This window comes from Streptomyces sp. NPDC048111 (assembly GCF_043202815.1).
Classification (GTDB): Bacteria; Actinomycetota; Actinomycetes; order Streptomycetales; family Streptomycetaceae; genus Streptomyces.
This window is the reverse complement of record NZ_JBIDBD010000001.1, coordinates 728,314-746,314: the sequence shown is the minus strand read 5'-3', so window position 1 is coordinate 746,314 and position 18,001 is coordinate 728,314. Positions and strand designations below refer to the sequence as shown.

17 protein-coding genes are annotated in these 18,001 nt (G+C 71.9%); 11 read left to right on the top strand and 6 right to left on the bottom strand.

All coding sequences use genetic code 11. The features are described from left to right. The first annotated feature begins 210 nt into the window (after nt 1-210). Genes ACGF3I_RS03370 through ACGF3I_RS03355 form a run of 4 tightly spaced genes read left to right on the top strand, consistent with a single transcriptional unit; the run spans nt 211 to nt 4,191 of the window. Nucleotides 211-1,302 (top strand): glycosyltransferase family 1 protein, encoded by a 1,092-nt coding sequence (locus tag ACGF3I_RS03370; RefSeq protein ID WP_393128805.1) that lies wholly within the window; start codon nt 211-213, stop codon nt 1,300-1,302. Beyond that, complete coding sequence (locus ACGF3I_RS03365) at nt 1,299-2,366, top strand: glycosyltransferase (RefSeq protein WP_393128804.1); 1,068 nt, start codon at nt 1,299-1,301, stop codon at nt 2,364-2,366. The genes ACGF3I_RS03370 and ACGF3I_RS03365 overlap by 4 nt, the downstream gene beginning before the upstream one ends. Beyond that, nucleotides 2,363-3,388, top strand: coding sequence for a glycosyltransferase (locus tag ACGF3I_RS03360; protein WP_393128803.1), 1,026 nt, complete (start codon nt 2,363-2,365; stop codon nt 3,386-3,388). Before ACGF3I_RS03365 ends, ACGF3I_RS03360 begins: the two co-directional genes overlap by 4 nt. Next, nucleotides 3,373-4,191 (top strand): galactosyltransferase-related protein, encoded by an 819-nt coding sequence (locus ACGF3I_RS03355; protein WP_393128802.1) that lies wholly within the window; start codon nt 3,373-3,375, stop codon nt 4,189-4,191. The genes ACGF3I_RS03360 and ACGF3I_RS03355 overlap by 16 nt, the downstream gene beginning before the upstream one ends. A gap of 28 nt (nt 4,192-4,219) precedes the next feature. Here ACGF3I_RS03355 and ACGF3I_RS03350 read toward each other — a convergent pair whose 3' ends face one another. After that, nucleotides 4,220-4,453, bottom strand: coding sequence for a hypothetical protein (locus ACGF3I_RS03350; protein WP_393128801.1), 234 nt, complete (start codon nt 4,451-4,453; stop codon nt 4,220-4,222). A 174-nt stretch (nt 4,454-4,627) separates the two neighbouring features. On the opposite strand from ACGF3I_RS03350, the gene ACGF3I_RS03345 reads away from it, so the two are divergent. Continuing rightward, on the top strand, nt 4,628-5,062 hold the full coding sequence (locus ACGF3I_RS03345) for a VOC family protein (RefSeq protein ID WP_393128800.1): 435 nt from the start codon (nt 4,628-4,630) through the stop codon (nt 5,060-5,062). 124 nt (nt 5,063-5,186) lie between these two features. Here the strand turns inward: ACGF3I_RS03345 and ACGF3I_RS03340 are convergent, their stop codons facing one another. From ACGF3I_RS03340 to ACGF3I_RS03330, 3 genes are read right to left on the bottom strand one after another with little or no spacing between them, the layout of a single operon-like run. Beyond that, nucleotides 5,187-5,606 (bottom strand): VOC family protein, encoded by a 420-nt coding sequence (locus tag ACGF3I_RS03340; RefSeq protein WP_393128799.1) that lies wholly within the window; start codon nt 5,604-5,606, stop codon nt 5,187-5,189. Further along, on the bottom strand, nt 5,603-6,064 hold the full coding sequence (locus ACGF3I_RS03335; protein ID WP_393128798.1) for a helix-turn-helix transcriptional regulator: 462 nt from the start codon (nt 6,062-6,064) through the stop codon (nt 5,603-5,605). Before ACGF3I_RS03335 ends, ACGF3I_RS03340 begins: the two co-directional genes overlap by 4 nt. 58 nt (nt 6,065-6,122) lie before the next feature. Beyond that, nucleotides 6,123-7,262: a mechanosensitive ion channel family protein gene (locus ACGF3I_RS03330; protein ID WP_393128797.1), complete on the bottom strand. Its 1,140-nt coding sequence runs from the start codon at nt 7,260-7,262 to the stop codon at nt 6,123-6,125. A gap of 590 nt (nt 7,263-7,852) precedes the next feature. Here ACGF3I_RS03330 and ACGF3I_RS03325 point away from each other — a divergent pair. From ACGF3I_RS03325 to ACGF3I_RS03315, 3 genes are all read left to right on the top strand, one after another. Beyond that, entirely contained in the window at nt 7,853-8,059 is a 207-nt protein-coding gene (locus ACGF3I_RS03325; RefSeq protein ID WP_393128795.1) for a cold shock domain-containing protein, read from the top strand. Nucleotides 8,060-8,243: 184 nt separating this feature from the next. After that, complete coding sequence (locus ACGF3I_RS03320; protein WP_393128794.1) at nt 8,244-10,466, top strand: NADP-dependent isocitrate dehydrogenase; 2,223 nt, start codon at nt 8,244-8,246, stop codon at nt 10,464-10,466. A gap of 340 nt (nt 10,467-10,806) precedes the next feature. After that, nucleotides 10,807-12,057 (top strand): cytochrome P450, encoded by a 1,251-nt coding sequence (locus tag ACGF3I_RS03315; RefSeq protein ID WP_393129112.1) that lies wholly within the window; start codon nt 10,807-10,809, stop codon nt 12,055-12,057. A gap of 39 nt (nt 12,058-12,096) precedes the next feature. Here the strand turns inward: ACGF3I_RS03315 and ACGF3I_RS03310 are convergent, their stop codons facing one another. Together ACGF3I_RS03310 and ACGF3I_RS03305 are read right to left on the bottom strand one after the other, a co-directional pair. Further along, nucleotides 12,097-13,569, bottom strand: coding sequence for a hydrolase (locus ACGF3I_RS03310; protein ID WP_393128793.1), 1,473 nt, complete (start codon nt 13,567-13,569; stop codon nt 12,097-12,099). Nucleotides 13,570-13,828: 259 nt separating this feature from the next. Next, nucleotides 13,829-15,307, bottom strand: coding sequence for a peptidoglycan D,D-transpeptidase FtsI family protein (locus tag ACGF3I_RS03305; RefSeq protein ID WP_393128792.1), 1,479 nt, complete (start codon nt 15,305-15,307; stop codon nt 13,829-13,831). Between the two features lie 313 nt (nt 15,308-15,620). Here ACGF3I_RS03305 and ACGF3I_RS03300 point away from each other — a divergent pair, with 313 nt between their 5' ends. The 3 genes from ACGF3I_RS03300 to ACGF3I_RS03290 are packed head-to-tail and all read left to right on the top strand — an operon-like array spanning nt 15,621 to nt 17,984. Next, nucleotides 15,621-16,472, top strand: coding sequence for a GNAT family N-acetyltransferase (locus ACGF3I_RS03300; protein WP_393128791.1), 852 nt, complete (start codon nt 15,621-15,623; stop codon nt 16,470-16,472). Next, nucleotides 16,469-17,308: a lysophospholipid acyltransferase family protein gene (locus ACGF3I_RS03295; RefSeq protein ID WP_393128790.1), complete on the top strand. Its 840-nt coding sequence runs from the start codon at nt 16,469-16,471 to the stop codon at nt 17,306-17,308. The genes ACGF3I_RS03300 and ACGF3I_RS03295 overlap by 4 nt, the downstream gene beginning before the upstream one ends. Continuing rightward, nucleotides 17,277-17,984 (top strand): class I SAM-dependent DNA methyltransferase, encoded by a 708-nt coding sequence (locus ACGF3I_RS03290; RefSeq protein ID WP_393128789.1) that lies wholly within the window; start codon nt 17,277-17,279, stop codon nt 17,982-17,984. Before ACGF3I_RS03295 ends, ACGF3I_RS03290 begins: the two co-directional genes overlap by 32 nt. The last annotated feature ends 17 nt before the right edge of the window (nt 17,985-18,001 follow it).

The following is an 18,001-nucleotide window of genomic DNA, read 5'->3' as shown; positions in this document are numbered from 1 at the left end:
CACCCGGGCCTGGACCGTCCCGGCGCCGCGTCCACGGACAAGGACGCGGCGCCCCCGCCCGTCAACGGCGGGGGCCACCGTGCGTCACGCCGTGCCCCCTCCCTCCCGCACCACGCTCCACATGCGGCACCCGACGGCGCCGAAGAAACTGGGGCAGAGGACCAGGACCCACCGCTGCCGTTGCCTGCGCCACGACCCGAGGACGTCACCGTGGTTGAACCACCATCCCTTGCCGCATCCCCCGACCCCATCCGGGTCGCCTCGGTACCGGCCGGCCATGTGTACGTCCGGCACTGCTCCGCGCCGGAGGGCGACGGCGTCACCCGCCTGGCCGACCCCCGGCCCAACGGCGCGCCCAGCACCTCGCAGCGCTGGTGGCCGCCGGTGATGCTCGACCCCGACTGGGTGAGCGCCCACCACCAGGACTTCGACGTCTTCCATCTGCACTTCGGGTTCGACGCGCAGAGCCCGGCCCAGCTGACCGCCCTCGTGAACGCCCTTCGTCGGCACGGCAAGCCCCTCGTCTACACCGTGCACGACCTGCGCAATCCCCATCAGTCCGACCCCGCGACCCACGAGGCGGCCCTGGACGTCATCATCCCGGCCGCGGACCAGCTCATCACCCTCACCCCCGGAGCCGCCGAGGCCATCAGCGGCCGGTGGAACCGGACGGCGCGCGTCCTGCCGCATCCCCATGTCGTCGAGCTGCCGGTGCTCGCCCGCACCAGGCCCGCCGCGGACGGGTTCCGGGTGGGCGTGCACGCCAAGAGCCTGCGCCCCAACATGGCCGTACTGCCCGTCGTGCGCGTACTCGCCGAGACCGTGGCCGGTCTGCCGGACGCGGTACTCCAGGTGAACGTCCACCACGAGGTGGACGACCCCGAGGCCGCCGCACACGACCCCCAACTGATGGCCGAACTCAGGGAGTTGGAGACCGCCGGACGGCTCGAACTCGTCCTCCACGACTACTTCGACGACGACCAGCTGTGGGACTACCTGAGCTCGCTCGACCTGTCCGTGCTGCCCTACCGGTTCGGCACCCACTCGGGATGGCTGGAGGCCTGCCACGACCTCGGCACCGCGGTCGCCGCCCCGGACTGCGGCTTCTACGCCCAGCAACGGCCCTGCTTCAGCTACGGGCACACCCAGGAGGGCGGCCTGGACGAGGAGTCCCTGCACAAGGCCGTGCTGCGGGCCCACGAGGAGCGGCCGGCGCCCCGCGCCACCGAGCAGCACCGGGTGCGCGAGCGCGCCGAACTCGCCGCCGCCCACCGCGCCCTCTACGCCCGTCTGGTGCGATGAGCAGGGCGCGGGTGGCCCTGATCGCGTCCGCCCGCTTCCCCATCACCGAGCCGTTCGCCGGCGGTCTCGAAGCACACATCTGGGGACTGGCGCGCGCCCTGACCCGGCGCGGACACCAGGTGGAACTCTTCGCGGCGCCCGGCTCCGACCCGGCCCTCGAAGCGCGTGAACTGCCCGTGCGGCGCGTGGGGTTGAGCCCGGCGGCGTGCGGGGACGTCAGCATGCCGAGCCGCACCTGGATGGAGGAGCACCATGCCTATCTGGGTCTGATGCTCGACCTGGCACGCGACGGCGAGCACCGCTTCGACGTGGTGCACAACAACAGCCTGCACTACCTCCCGGTGGCGATGGCGTCGGCCCTGCGCATCCCGGTGATCACCACCCTGCACACGCCCCCCACCCCGTGGCTCGAATCGGCCATCCAGACCCATGACGCCTGCCCGGTGGTCTTCACCGCCGTCAGCCAGTGCACGGCCTCCGCCTGGCGGCCGACCGTCCCCGAGGCGCGGGTGGTGCGCAACGGCATCGACACGGAGTTCTGGACGCCCGGCCCCGGTGGTGGCGACCTGGTGTGGTCCGGACGCATGGTGCCGGAGAAGGGGGCGCATCTGGCCATCCGCGCGGCCCGCACGGCCGGGGTGCCGCTGAGGCTCGCGGGGCCGGTGTCCGACGAGCGGTACTTCGAGGCGGAGGTCGCGCCCCTGCTCGGCGACGGCGTCCAGTACGTCGGTCACCTCGACCGCAAGGAGCTGGCCGAACTGCTGGGCACGGCCACCGCGGCTCTGGTGACGCCCAGTTGGGACGAGCCGTACGGCCTCGTCGTCGCCGAGGCACTGGCCTGCGGCACGCCCGTCTGCGGCTTCGACCGGGGCGCCCTGTCCGAGATCCTCGCCCCGGACTGCGGCCTGCTGGCGCCCCCCGGCGACGTGACGGCGCTCGCCGAACTCATCCCGCGCGCCATGCGGCTCGACCGCCGGGACGCCCGCCGCAGAGCGGAGACGTTCTGCTCGCTGGAGCGAACCGCGGACGACTACACCGCCCTGTACGAGGAGGTCAGGCGGTGATCGGCTACTACGTCCACCACCAGGGCCGCGGGCACCTCCACCGAGCGCAGTGCATCGCCGCCCACGTACCGGGGCCCGTCACCCTCCTGTCCTCTCTCCCGCGGCCCGACGCGTGGCGGGGTCCGTGGGTGGACCTGCCCCCCGACACCGCCGCCGAGCCCGTCGACGCCACCGCCCGGGGGCGCCTGCACTGGGTACCGCTGCACCACGACGGACATCGTGAACGCATGGGGATCATCGCCCGGTGGATCGTGCGGGAACGCCCGGCCCTGTTCGTCAGCGACGTGTCCGTGGAGGCCGCCGCCCTGGCCCGGCTCATGGGCGTCCCGGTCGTCGTCGCGGCCATGCGCGGCGACCGCCGGGACGAGGCGCACCGCCTCGGATACGACCTCGCGGACGCCCTGCTCGCCCCCTGGCCCGGCTCCCTCCCGGAACCGGGCTGGCCCGCGCACTGGCACGCCAAGACCGTCCACACCGGAAGCATCTCCCGCTACGACGGCCGGCCCCGCCCGACGCGACGGTGCGGCCCGGACGGGCGCGGCGCCGGCAACGAGGTCGTCGTCATGCTCGGCGCCGGCGGCGCCGACGTCACCCCCGAACAGCTCCAGGAGGCGGCCCGGGCCACCCCCGGCTGGTCCTGGACCGTCCTCGGCGGCCCCGACACCCCCTGGGTCGAGGACCCGTGGCCGCTCCTGTGCCGCGCCGGCGTCGTCGTCACGCACGCGGGACAGAACGCCATCGCGGAGTGCGCCGCCGCGCGCGTACCCGCCGTGGTCATCCCGCAGGACCGGCCCCACGGTGAACAGCGCGCCACCGCACGGGCGTTGGCGCGCGGCGGCCTGGCCACGGTGTGCGACGCCTGGCCCGGTCCGCACGAGTGGCCCGCGCTGCTCGCGGAAGCGGTGGCCCGGCCGGAGCGCTGGGCCCACTGGTCTCCCGGCGACGGCGCGGAACAGGCAGGGCGGCTGCTGACCGAGCGTGCCGCCCGCTACGCGAGGCAGGCCCCGTGCGCACCGCGGTGATCACCCTCGCCGCCGGCCGGCACACCCACCTGCTGCTCCAGCAGGACGGGCTCGCCAACGGCGCACGCACCCCCGACCACTACGTGATCGTCTCCATGGCCGACCCCTCGATCGGCTCCCTGACCACCGGGCGCACCCCCGCACCGGACGTCCTCACCCTGCCCCTGGCCGACGGAGGACGCCTGCCGCTGGCCGCGGCCCGCAACGCGGGGGCGGCCCGCGCCCTCGCCCACGGCGCGGAGCTGCTGGTCTTCCTCGACGTGGACTGCGTACCCGGGCCCACGCTCCTGGACGGTTACGCCCGCGCCGCACAGGACGGCATGCTGCTGTGCGGAACGGTCGCCTATCTGCCTCCACCGCCGCCCGGCGGCTACCGGCTGGCAGGCCTTGAAGACCTCGCCCCACCCCACCCCGCCCGCCCGGCCCCCGCGGACGGACAGCTCCTGCGCGGAGGGGACCCGCGCCTGTTCTGGTCGCTCTCGTTCGCCCTGACGGCCCCGACCTGGGACCGCGTCGGAGGGTTCTGCGAGGCGTACACCGGCTACGGGGGCGAGGACACCGACTTCTCCGCCGCGGCCGCCCGGGCCGGGGTCGACCTGTGCTGGGTGGGCGGAGCCCCCGCGTACCACCAGCACCATCCGACACATGATCCGCCCGTCCAGCACCTCGACGACATTCTCCGCAACGGGGCGCTCTACCAACGGCGTTGGGGCAGCTGGCCCATGATCGGGTGGCTCCGCGCCTTCGAGGCCCTCGGCCTGGTCGTCCACGAGCCCGGCGCCGACGCCTGGCGCAGAACCTGACCCCGAGGCCGCGCTCCCGCCGGGTTCGTCATGCCGCCCCCGCCTCCCGGCGCTCGGCAGCACGCGCCTGGCGGCGCAGCTCGGTCTGCGCGGCGCGGGAGCGCCCCGCCCCGGCCCAGTACGGATGCTGGGCGATGCGGCAGGAGAGCCGTTGCAGGCGATAGCGCAGCAGGGTCCTGGCGGGAGAGCGGGCCAGCAGCTCGTAGGTACGGATCCATTCGCGCTGGGTCTGCACGAGGTCGGGGGGAAAGGTTCGCGCCATGGCTCGATTAGAGCACGTGTTCGAATTGCTGCGCACGCCCGCCACGGAACCCCGGCGGTGAGGGCGGTGAGGGCGGCGAGAGCGGCGGGAGGGAGCGTCATGGGGGCGGTGGGAGAGCGGGATCCGTCGGAAAATGGGCGGCACGGTCCCACCCGTCGGCGGTACGGTGCGCCGATGTCAGAGATCAAGCAGTTCCAGGTGACCTTCGACTGTGCCCAGCCCGAGCGGGTCGCCCGCTTCTGGTGCGAGGTGCTCGGGTACGTCCCGCCGCCCCCGCCCGAGGGGTTCACCACCTGGGACGAGTTCCATGAGACCCAGCCGCCCGAGAAGCGGGACGCGTGGTTCGCCTGCAGTGATCCCTCGGGTGTGGGCCCGCGCCTGTACTTCCAGCACGTGCCCGAAGGCAAGGTCGTCAAGAACCGGGTGCACCTCGACGTCCGCGTCGGCACCGGGCTCGTGGGCGACGAGCGACTCGCGGCGCTCGAAGCGGAGTGCGCACGGCTGGTCGCGCTCGGGGCGACCCATGTCCAGACGCTCTACGCCGACGGCGAGAACGAGTCGTGCATCCCGATGCTGGACATCGAGGGCAACGAGTTCTGTATCGACTAGCAGGCGCGGGGCCTTAGTTGGGGGAGGAGCCAGGGGGAGCCCCATCTCCCTCCGGACATGCCCGCGAAGCGGCCGAGGGGCCCCGCGACCGGGGCCCCTCGGCTCTTCCCGCGGCGGGCTCCTCCTACGGGCGGGCCTCCTTGGGCTCCTGCTGGATGCGCACCAGGTTGCCCGAGGGGTCGCGGAAGGCGCAGTCGCGAGGGCCCCACGCCTGGTCGATGGGCTCCTGAAGGACCTCGGCGCCCGAGGCCCGCACCTTCTCGAAGGTCGCGTCGACGTCGTCCGTGCGGAAGACGAACATCGGCAGGACGCCCTTGGTGAGGAGCTCCTGCATGGTGTCCCCGTCGGCCTGCGAGCGGCCCGCGTGCGGCTCCGACAGCACGATCTCCAGGCCGGGCTGGGTCTCGCTGCCGAGCGTCACCCAGCGATGACCGCCCGAGGCGACGTCGTTGCGTACGTCGAGGCCGAGCGCGTCGCGGTAGAAGCCGAGCGCCTCGTCCGGGTCGTTCACGGTGATGTGGCAGTACTGCAGTGCGATCGTCATGGCTCCACGGTAGGCGGCGCCACCCCCGCCTGCTTCTCGGATCCTGCTCGGCCTCCCGGGGGATTGCGCAAGGGCCGCGTGTGCACCTTGGCCACGCACGCAGGCATCGCCGCCACGGCCTCGTGATCGCGGGCGCGATAGGCGCTCGGCGTCTCGCCCACGACCTCGGTGAAGCGCGAGCTGAACGAACCCAGCGACGTACACCCCACCGTCATGCAGGCGTCCGTCACGCTCATGCCGTGGCGCAGCAGCGCCATGGCCCGCTCGATGCGGCGGGTCATCAGGTAGCTGTACGGGGTCTCGCCGTACGCCGCGCGGAACTGACGGGAGAAGTGCGCGGGGGACATGAGCGCGTGCCGGGCCATCGTCGGAACGTCCAGGGGCTTGGCGTACTCCCGGTCCATGAGATCGCGCGCGCGGCGCAGGTGCGCGAGGTTGGCGAGCTCTTCCGGCGTCATGGAGCCGAAGCTACCACCGCCTTCGGACAGCCCGCCCGACCTGCGCGAACAGGGTTGTTCAGCGAAGAATGCCGGGGCTGTCCGGCAGGCTCGCCACATCGGTGGGCGACGCCTCGCGCTGGTGCGGGAAGGCTGTCGGGCTCAGGGGCGCCGGGGCGGGGGCACCGGCGTCGTCCTGCTGGAGGGAGACCGTGCGGGCCGGGGCCGGGATCGAGATGCCCTCGGCGCGGTAGCGCCGGTGCAGGCGCTTGATGAACTCGTGCTTGATCCGGTACTGGTCGCTGAACTCGCCCACCCCGAGCACCACCGTGAAGTTGATCCTCGAATCGGCGAACGTGTGGAAGCGGACGGCCGCCTCATGGCCGGGCAGCGCGCCGGCCACCTCCGCCATCACACCGTCGACGACCTCCAGGGTGACCCGCTCGACGTGCTCCAGATCGCTGTCGTAGCCGACTCCGACCTGCACCAGGACCGTCAACTCCTGTTCCGGACGGGCATAGTTGGTCATGTTGGTGCGGGCGAGCCGGCCGTTGGGGATGATCACGAGGTTGTTCGACAGGTTGCGCACGACCGTGTTGCGCCAGTTGATGTCGACGACGTACCCCTCCTCCCCGCTGCTGAGCCGGATGTAGTCACCGGGCTGCACGGTCTTCGACGCGAGGATGTGCACACCGGCGAAGAGGTTGGCCAGGGTGTCCTGGAGCGCGAGGGCGACGGCGAGGCCGCCCACACCAAGGGCGGTGAGCAGTGGGGCGATGGAGATGCCCACGCTTTCCAGGGCGACCAGGACGCCCATCGCCACCACCACGACGCGCGTGATGTTGACGAAGATCGTGGCCGAGCCGGCCACACCGGTCCTGGACTGCGCCAGGGACTGGACGAGACCCGCGATCACCCGGGCCGCGGTGAAGGTGATGATCAGGACGAGCAGGGCGGTCAGCGTGTGGTCGACGATGCCGGCGACCCGGCCGGTGAGCGGCAGCGCCGACGCCGACACGGCGGTGCCCGCGATGGTGGCGGCCCAGGGGGCGATGGTGCGCAGGGCGTCGACGATGACGTCGTCGCCCGTCCAGCGGGTTCTGAGCGCGTGCTTGCCCAGCCACTTCAGGACCACGCGCAGCAGGAGCGCGGCGGCCAGGCCCGCGGCCATGGCGATGGCGGCGACGACCCAGTCGTGCAGAACCAGGCTCCGGGTCATCGCACGGCCTCCTGGCGGGGCGGGACCGGGGGCCGTATGTGATGTGTCGTCACCTTGTCACCTGTCAGATCGTGTTGCCCGAAGCGAAGTTCACCCCGAAGTTTCCCCCACACCGGAAGCGGCCCGCCATCGCCCCACCCCGGAAGCGGCCCGCCATCGCCCCGCCTCGGAACCGGCCCGTCATCGCCCCACCCCGGCCGCGCGCGGTGGAGGCCGAAGACGGGTCCGGGGACCGGGAAACCCCACGCGCCCGGGGGGCGCCGGGGCCGGGCCGATGTACCGCGGGGAGGTATCAAACCGGCATCGCGGCGGTATACCTACCGGTAGGAACGGGTCCGCGTACCCATGGGTAGGGACGGTCCGCGCACCTGGCCCGCGGCCGCGAGCGGATTCCCTTCACCTCAGGACGGCCGGGGCGCCCCCTCGCGGGCAGGCCCTGCCACAGGTGCGGGAGGCCGCACTGGTCCTCATGCTGGTATGCATCAGTCCTTAATCAGCCCTTACGTGAATCAGCAGCGTGAATCAGCACCCGGTTCCCCTTCTCCCGGCCCCGCACGAGCCGTGGGAACGATCACCCGAGGAGTGAGGTCATGAGCGACAGGTGCGAGGGGATCGTCCAGTACTTCGACCGTGAGAAGGGTTACGGCTTCGTCGTGCCGATCGGGCAGCGCGACGGGATCTATGTGCGGCGGGAGGACATCGAGGGCGAGACCCGGACGCTGTCGGAGGGCCAGCGCGTCTCGTTCGTCATAGAACTGGCCGGTGGCCGCTTCGAGGCCCGCGCGGTACGCCCCTGACCCGGGCCCCGCCCCGTCCGTCAGGCCCGCGCGCCGCCCTCGTCCGGCCCGGGTCCCGCCCCCGCCGGGGTTGGCCGGAAAGGCGGGTCGTGTCCACGCGCACCCCGGGGCCCCGTCGTGACCCGGGGCGATCACGAGATATCTTGATGTCGAGCAATGTTGCAGACGTGGAGCGGAGCACCCGGTGACTGACTCGACCATCATCTACACCCACACTGACGAGGCGCCGGCCCTGGCGACGCATTCGTTCCTGCCCGTGATCCAGGCGTACGCCTCGACCGCCGGTGTCACTGTGGAGACCCGTGACATCTCGCTCGCGGGGCGCATCATCGCGAGCTTCCCCGAGTTCCTCGAGGAGAGCCGGCGGATCGACGACGCGCTCGCCGAGCTGGGCGAGCTGGCCAAGACGCCCGGGGCCAACATCATCAAGCTGCCGAACGTGTCGGCGTCCATCCCGCAGCTCAAGGCCGCGGTCGCCGAGCTCCAGGCCCAGGGCTACGCGCTGCCGGACTACCCGGACGACCCGAAGAGCGACCAGGACAAGGACGTCCGGGCGCGCTACGACAAGATCAAGGGCAGCGCCGTCAACCCGGTCCTGCGCGAGGGCAACTCCGACCGCCGCGCCCCCGCGTCGGTCAAGAACTACGCCAAGGCCCACCCGCACCGCATGGGCAAGTGGACCTCCGACTCGAAGACGAACGTCGCCACCATGGGCGCCAACGACTTCCGGTCCACCGAGAAGTCCGTGGTCGTCGCCGAGGACGGCGCGCTGCGCATCGAGCACGTCGCCGCGGACGGCACCACCACCGTGCTGCGCGAGTCGGTACCGGTCCTGGCGGGCGAGGTCGTCGACGCCTCCGTGATGCGCGTGGCCGAGCTGCGCAGCTTCCTCACCGCGCAGATCGCCCGCGCCAAGGCCGAGGGCGTGCTGTTCTCGGTGCACCTCAAGGCCACGATGATGAAGGTCTCGGACCCCATCGTCTTCGGCCACGTGGTGCGCGCCTTCTTCCCGAAGACGTTCGACAAGTACGGTGACGTGCTGGCCGCCGCGGGGCTCTCCCCGAACGACGGTCTGGGCGGCATCCTCAAGGGCCTCGACAACGTGCCGCACATCGGTGCCGAGATCAAGGCGGCCTTCGAGGCCGAGCTCACCGAGGGCCCGGCCCTCGCGATGGTCGACTCCGACCGCGGCATCACCAACCTGCACGTGCCGTCCGACGTCATCGTCGACGCCTCGATGCCGGCCATGATCCGCACCTCCGGCCACATGTGGGGCCCCGACGGCCAGGAGGCCGACACCCTCGCGGTCCTGCCGGACAGCAGCTACTCCGGCGTGTACCAGGCCGTCATCGACGACTGCCGCGCCCACGGCGCCTTCGACCCGGCCACCATGGGCTCGGTGCCCAACGTCGGCCTGATGGCGCAGAAGGCCGAGGAGTACGGCAGCCACGACAAGACCTTCGAGATCGCGGCCGCCGGCACCGTACGTGTCGTGGACGCCGCGGGCGAGGTGCTCCTGGAGCAGGAGGTCGCCGAGGGCGACATCTTCCGCGCCTGCCAGACCAAGGACCTGCCCATCCAGGACTGGGTCAAGCTCGCCGTGACGCGCGCCCGCGCCACCGGCAGCCCGGCCGTGTTCTGGCTCGACGAGAGCCGCGCGCACGACGCGACCCTCATCGAGAAGGTCCGCACCTACCTCGGCGAGCACGACACCGAGGGCCTGCAGATCGAGATCATGTCCCCGGTCGAGGCGACCGCGTTCTCCCTGGAGCGCATCCGCCGCGGCGAGGACACCATCTCGGTCACCGGCAACGTGCTGCGCGACTACCTGACCGACCTGTTCCCGATCCTGGAGCTGGGCACCAGCGCCAAGATGCTCTCGGTGGTCCCGCTGATGAACGGCGGCGGCCTCTTCGAGACGGGCGCCGGCGGCTCCGCCCCCAAGCACGTCCAGCAGCTGGTCAAGGAGAACTACCTGCGCTGGGACAGCCTGGGCGAGTTCCTCGCGCTCGCGGTCAGCTTCGAGCACCTCGCCACGACCACGGGCAACGCGCGCGCCCAGATCCTGGCCGACACCCTGGACCGCGCCACCGGCACCTTCCTCAACGAGGACAAGTCGCCGAGCCGCAAGCTGGGCGGCATCGACAACCGCGGCAGCCACTTCTACCTGGCCCTGTACTGGGCCCAGGAGCTGGCCCAGCAGACCGAGGACGCGCAGCTCGCCGGCGCCTTCGCGGCGCTCGCCAAGACGCTGGCCGAGCAGGAGTCGACCATCGTCGAGGAGCTCATCGCGGTGCAGGGCTCGCCGGTCGACATCGGCGGCTACTACCAGCCGGACGCTGCCAAGGCGTCCGCGGTGATGCGTCCCTCGAAGACCCTGAACCAGGCCATCGCCTCCCTCGCCTGACGCCAACTCCCCTGCGGGGGAGCGCAGTTGAGTACGCAGCCGCCCCGGCCGGAACCATCCGGCCGGGGCGGCCGCGCGTCACGCCTCACGCGCGGCGGGGCAGCCGGACCGTCAGCGCGTACCGGCGCGCGGTCCGCCCAGGGTTCTCGTCGTCCTCGCCGACCAGGAGCAGCCGCGGCCGGCCGGCCCCGTGCGCGCGCCCCGCGGGAACGTGGCCCTGGCGGACCGGGCGGAGCCGCGGGCCACTTATCCTGAGCCACTCAGTCCGTACCCGGCGTCCTGGCCGCACAACTTGTCCTTGGAGTCCGCCTTGAGGGTAAATCTCCGTTCCCGAGTCACCATGTGGCTCGGGCGCACCTACCTTGCCAGGATCCAGAAGCGCGGTATCGGCCCCGGCACGATCTCGCTGCTGCCGGACGCGCTGCTGATGCCGCTGCGCCGTGACGGACTCGACCCGGTGCCCGAGCTGACCGCGCGGCAGGCCGAGGAGCCGGTCACCAAGGTCCCGCTGCCGTTCGGCATGGACGCCTGGGTGGTCACCGGACACGACGCGGTGAAGGCCGTGCTCGGCTCGGCCGACGGGTTCAGCAACGATTTCACGCATCTCGCGGGCAACGCGGGTGTCCTGGAGGAACAGCATCCCGGCGGGCTCGGGTTCAGCGACCCGCCGGTGCACACGAGGCTCCGACGCATCCTGACGCCCGAGTTCACGATGCGCCGTCTGCGCCGGCTGACCCCGCGCATCGACGCCCTCGTCGCCGAACGGCTCGACGCGATGGAGGCCGCGGACGGCACCGTCGACCTGGTCGAGGCCTTCGCCCTGCCCATACCCTCGCTGACCATATGCGAGCTGCTCGGCGTGCCCTACGAGGACCGCCACGACTTCCAGCAGCTGGCCATGGAGCGCTTCGACCTGTTCGCCGGGGCCACCGCCCCGCTCGGCGCGATGTCGGCCTCGCTCTCCTACTTCCGCGACGTCGTCAAGAAGCAGCGGGAGAACCCCGGCGACGGCCTGCTGGGCATGATCGTCAAGGAGCACGGCGACAGCGTCGGCGACGACGAACTGGCGGGCCTCGCCGACGGGGTGCTCACCGGAGGCTTCGAGACCACCGCGAGCATGCTGGCGCTCGGCGCCCTGCTGCTGCTCAAGGACCCGGAGGCGTTCGCCCGCATAGGGCGGGACGAGGAGGCGGCCGCGGCCTTCGTCGAGGAGGCCCTGCGTCATCTCACCGTCGTCCAGCTGGCCTTCCCGCGCTTCGCGCGCGAGGACGTCGAGGTCGCCGGGGTGCTCATACCCAAGGGCGACATGGTGCTCTGCTCGCTCAGCGGTGCCAACCGCGACGCCGCCTTCACCCCCGACGGCGCGGCCTTCGACCCGCACCGCCGGGCCGGCGGCCACCTCGCCTTCGGCTACGGCATCCACCGCTGCATCGGCGCCGAACTCGCCCGCATGGAACTGCGCGCCGCCTTCCCCGCCCTGGTCCGCCGCTTCCCCGAGATGCGCCTCGCCGTCCCGGCCGAGGACCTCGCCTTCCGCAAACTGTCCATCGTGTACGGGGTGGAGTCGCTGCCGGTACGGCTGCGCGCCTGACGGCAGCCGCCCGGACCGGAGCCCGGGCGGCCACGCCGGTCAGCTCACCGTGAGCGCGGTGTCGTCCAGGACGAACGACGTCTGGAGCTTGGAGCCCTCGGTGGCGGTGCACCGCAGGGTCACCGTCTGGCCCGCGTAGGCGCCGAGGTCGAAGGTGCGCTGGGTGTAGCCGCTCGCCGCGTTCAGGTTGGAGTACGAGCCGAGGGTGGCCAGAACCGCCCCGCTGCCGCTCAGGACCTGCACCTTGAGGGTGTCGTACGCGGTGCGCGCCGTTTCGGCGGTGTCGATGTGCAGCGGGAGGGAGAGCGAGGCCGCACAGCCCGCCGGGATCGTCACCGACTGCGACAGCGTGTCGGTGTGCGCCGTGCCCTTCCCGCCGAGCCACGCCTTGTACGTACCGGTGCGGGCGGCCTCGCCGCTGCGGTTGGTGATGACGCCGCTGGTCGCCGTCCACCCCGAACTCCCCGACTCGAAGCCGGGGTTGGCGAGCAGCTGGGCGCCGGCGCAGCCGCCGGGGTCGCCGCCGCTGCTGCCCGCCGTGCCCGCCAGCCAGGCGGTGGCGTTGAGCGCGAGCGCAGCGTCCGTGCCCGCCGGGTCGTTCCACCCGTCGTACAGGGTGTTGCCCGACTGGCCCGTGCCGTCGTCCACGGGCGAGCTGTCGCCCCAGAAGGCGACACGGCCGCTGCCGAAGGTGCTGGTGGCGAAGAAGGCGCCGGTGTTTCCGGACGAACCGGTGCGGTACACCAGGCCCTTGGCCGCCGGGTTGTCGGCCGGCTTGAGGGTCACCGTGGTGCCGTTGCGGATGATGCTGCCGGTCACCTTGCCGAACGTGCCGTTCAGGACCGGGTCCAAGGAGTCGGTGACGGCCCTCGGGTTGTCGGTCGCGATGTTGAGCGAGTCCACGGAGAACCCGAACGGGTCGGTGCTGTCGACCGAGTTGCTGGTCATCAGGTCGTTGATGACCTCCACCGCGTCCGCGCCGTCGTTGTTGCGGTCGGATCCGGTGTGGTCGGAGATGAGGAACAGCCCGCCGCCGTTCTTCACGAACTGCATCACGGCGGTCTTCTCGGACGCGCTGAGCAGCACGTTCGGCTCCGGCAGCACGAAGGTGTCGAAGTTCTTCAGGTCGAGCGCCGAGGACGTGCCGTAGGTGATGGCGTTGCCCGAGGGCAGCGTCTTGAGCGCGTAGTCGCCGGTCTTCTGGAGCGCGACGCCCCAGGACGACAGGGCGCCGGTCCAGTCCTTCTCGGCCGAGGGGGAGGGGTTCTGTCCCGTGGGGTCGGGCTGGCTGGTGCCGATGATCCAGTCGGCGTTTCCGGCCGTCTCCGCCTTGGAGTTGTCGAAAAGGACCCGGTGCGGGCCGGCGGCGCCGACGGTGGCCGGGCGGGCTGGTGCGGGGGAGGGGGTGACGGCCTGGGCGGCGGCGCCACTGGCGACGATCAGCGCTCCGATCGCGGCCAGTACACCGGCGGTCCTGCGGGGCGAGGGGGCGAGTCTGCCGGCTCCGAGCATCCTGCGTACCTCCATGAGGGGTGGGGGGCAAGGTGGTGGGGACACCAAGTCTGCGCGCGTAGAACGGCGTTGTACGGACGTCCGTGCGGCGCGCGGTTGAACCGTACATGGCGGAAAGGCTGCGGCGGCAGGCCTTGACGGGCGCGAAATCCGCTGCCCGTCCCCTCGTGCTCCGCCGCCGCGGCCCGTGCCGTGCGGTCCTCACCGTGCCCTGATGGAGGGGGAGTTGAGCGGCGCCGCGAGCGGTGCGCCGCCCCGCTCACTTCTTCAGGACGGCCTCCATCACGGACTTCGCGATCGGGGCGCCCAGCTTGCCGCCGGCGATCTCGGAGCGCTCGATGTTCATGTCGGCCGGGTCCACGAACACGGCCACCGCCACCGGCGAGGTCCCGTCGCTCTGCTTGGCGTACGACACGAACCAGGCGTAGGGCCGCTTCTCGTGCACATCGGCGCCGTGCTGCGCCGTGCCCGTCTTGCCGCCCACGGTGACGCCCGGCATCCGGACCTTGTTCGCGGTGCCGTCGCTCGCGGTGAACTCCATCATTTCCTGCACCTTCTTCGCGGTGCCCTCCGAGACCGCCTGGTGCAGCACCTCGGGCTCGGCCTTCTCCAGCGAGGACAGGTCCGGCCCGCGCAGTTCGTCGACCATATACGGCTTCATCACCTTGCCGTTGTTGGCGATGCCCGCGGTGACCATGGCCATCTGGAGCGGGGTGCTGGTCAGGCTGCCCTGGCCCATGCCGGTCAGGGCCGTCCCCGGCTTGTCCAGCTTGTCGGGGTAGGCGCTCTTCGCCGTGCGGACCGGAATGAACTGCTCCGCGTTGAAGCCGAACTTCTCGGCGGTCTCGCGCATCCTGTCGCCGCCGGTCTTCAGCGCGGTCTCCAGGAAGACGTTGTTGCAGGACCACTGCATACCGGTCTTCAGGGACACCTTGTCGCACAGCGAGTTGTCCACGTCGTTGCCGACCCGGGTGGTGCTGAGCGGCAGAGTGTAGGGGGCCGGCGCGTCCGGCATAGGGGCGTTGATGTCCGTGACGACGCCGTGTTCCAGGGCGGCCGCCGCCGTGAGGATCTTGAAGGTCGACCCCGGCGGATACACCTCGCGCAGGGCCCGGTTGCTGAGCGGCTTGCTCTTGTCGGCGTCCAGCCTCAGGAATTCCTCGCCCTCCTTCTTCGAGATCCCGGCGAAGGACGAGGGGTCGTAGGAAGGGGTGCTCGCCATCGCGAGGATCCGGCCGGAGCGCGGGTCGAGCGCGACCACCGCCCCCTTGGCCTTGAGCTTGGTGAGCCCGTCGTACGCGGCCTTTTGCGCGCGCGGATCGATCGTGGTGATCACGTCGCCGCCGCGCGGGGACTCCCCGGTGAACAGGGACTTGGTCCGGTCGAAGAAGAGCCGGTCGTCCTTGCCGTTCATCACCTTCGCGTGCACGCCCTCCAGGAACGTCGCCCCCTGCGCCTGCGAGAGGTAGCCGGTGATCGGCGCGTACAGGGGGCCGTTCTTGTAGGTCCGCTTGTACTTGAAGTCCGAGCCGGGCGTCGCCACCGAGCCGGTGATGGGCTGCCCACCCACCACGATGTCGCCGCGCGGCTGGGAGAACGCGTCGATCTGCACCCGCCGGTTGTGCTGGTCGTTGGCCAGACTGTCGCCCTTCACGAACTGGACCCAGGTCGCCCGGACCAGCAGGGCGAGCACCATCACCCCGCAGAAGACGGCTATGTGCCGCAACGGCTTGTTCATCACGCTCCCAGAGACGGTTCGAATGGGGTTGAACCCGGACATGTAGTGATCATCAGAACAGGTCCGATGCTCCGATGTCCAAGAGCCCTCGGCACGTCTGCGCCATAGCGATGCGGCTATCGGTGCAGGTCATGGCGGTATGAGGAGGCAATTCACCTGGTGCGGCTGTTACGGAAGGGTCACACGGAGGCGGCCGGGACGGTCGTCACCGGGCGGCTCCGCACGCCTTCGGGCCGGGAAAAACCCGGCGCCGCGTCGCACGCAATTCACCGGGTGCACATATGGCGCTCCCATACTCACTGCGCGGAAGCCCATGCGGACACCACAGAGGGATTCGACTGTGCCCCACGTCGCGCAGAACGTCACGTCCACGCCCACGCCCACGCCGTCGACTCCGGCGCTCCCCGCCCCCGTGCCCCCGATCTCCGCCGCGGCGCCGGCCGGGCCTGGCCCGTACCACGCCTCCATCGCGCACACCGAGGAGCAGATACGGGCCGCCCAGCGGCTGCGCCACCGTGTCTTCGCCGAGGAGATGGGGGCTGCCCTGGACACCCCGCTGCCCGGCCACGACATCGACGCCTTCGACGCCGTCGCCGACCACCTCGTCGTGACCGAGACCGCGTCCCGGGAAGTGGTCGGAACCTACCGGCTGCTGCCGCCCGGGCGCACTCAACTGTCCTACAGCGAAGCCGAGTTCGATCTCTCCTCGCTCGCCGCCCTGCGTCCCTCGATGATCGAGGCGGGCCGTTCCTGCGTGCACCCGGACCACCGCTCGGGCGCCGTCATCAACCTCATGTGGTCCGCGCTCGCCCGGTACGTCCTGCTGTCCGGCCACCGCTATCTGGCGGGCTGCGCCTCGGTGCCGCTGGCCGACGGCGGTGCCGCCGCCGCGCATGCCTGGCTGCTCGGCAACGCCCAACACTCCTCTCCGCCCGAACTGCGGGTGCACCCCCGGCGCCCCTGGCTGCCCGCGGCCCCGGCCGGCGGACGGTCGGGGTCCGCTTCCCTGCCGCCCCTCCTGCGCGGCTACTTCCGGCTCGGCGCCTGGATGTGTGGCGCGCCCACGTACGACCCCGACTTCCATGTGGCCGACTTCTTCGTCCTGCTCGACATGGACCGGCTCGGCGACCGCTACCGCCGCTTCTTCCTCGGGGACGTCCGGTGAGCCCCTGGTCGGTGGAGGCGCCCTGCACCCCCCACTGCCTGACCGGGGCAGCGCCCCGCGTCCCCCTGGCGGAGACGGCCCGCCGGTACGCGGCGCTCACCCGCACCCTGACGCACTCCCTGGCGATGGGGGATCGCCTGGCGGATCCGCGGGTGCTGCGCGAGCAGGCGCGTGCCGTCCTGCGCGCGCTCGGCGTACGGCTCGAAACCGACCCGGCACCGGGCGGGGGCGCGCCCGGGGCGCTGATCGTCGCCAACCACATCTCCTGGCTCGACGCCGTGGCGCTGCTCGCCGTCGAGCCGGCCACGGTCCTCGCCAAGCACGAGGTCGCCCGCTGGCCGGTGGCGGGCACGCTCGCCCGGCGGATCGGCGCCCACTTCATCGACCGCACGGCGATGCGCGAACTCCCGCTCGTGGTACAGCAGTTGGCGCGGACCCTGCACTCGGGGCGATCCGTGCTGGTCTTCCCGCAGGCGACGACCTGGTGCTCCGTCACGGGCGGCTGCTTCCGGCGGGCCGCGTTCCAGGCGGCCATCGACGCGGGCGCACCCGTGCGTCCCGTCACCGTCGACTACGTCCAGGCCGGTGCCCCGAGCACCGTCGCGGCCTTCCTCGGCGGCGACGACTTCACGTCCTCGCTGCGCCGCGTGGCCGCCGCCCGCGGTCTGAGCGTCCGGATCACCGTGCACTCGGACCTGCGCGGCACCGACCGGCGGGACCTGGCCGCCGCGGCCCGCGCCGCGGTCTGCGGCGCGCACCCGCACGAACGGCACCGCGCGTCCCGGGCCTCTAAGCTGGGCAGCCATGTTCGCACCCCAGGGCCCCACCTTCCGTGAGCTGACCGTCCAGGCGCTGTCGTCCGTCGAGCGCGGCTACGACCTCCTGGCCCCGAAGTTCGACCACACGCCCTTCCGCACCCCCGAAGTGATCCTCGATTCGGTGGCGCGGGTGCTCGACGGGCTCGGCCCGTTCGGCCGGGGCCTCGATCTGTGCTGCGGCACCGGCGCCGGACTCGACGTCCTGGACAAGGTGTGCCAGGAGCGGGTCACCGGCGTCGACATCAGCGCCGGGATGCTCGCCGTCGCCGCCCGCGCACATCCGGAGGCCGATCTGGTGCGGGCCGACGCCCGGGCGCTGCCGCTCGGCCCGGAGTACGACCTCGCCGTCAGCTTCGGCGCGTTCGGGCACTTCCTGCCCGGCGAGCGGCCCCGCCTCTTCGCCCAGACGTATGCCGCGCTGCGCCCCGGCGGCCGGTTCGCCTTCCCGGTGGTGGCCCCCGCGAGGCCCGGCAGCCCCGGCCACCTCGCGATGCTCGGCTTCGACGCGGTGATGCGGGTCCGCAACGCCCTGTGGCGCCCCCCGTTCGTCATGTACTACCGCGGCTTCGGTCTCGCGGACGTACGCCGTGAGCTCACGGCCGCCGGGTTCTCCGTCGACCTCCACGCCCTGGAGGAGCTGGGCCGCCGCACGGACGGCAGCCCGCGTGCCCGGCTGGTCGTGGCCACGAAGTAGCGCGCCGGCGGGAGGCC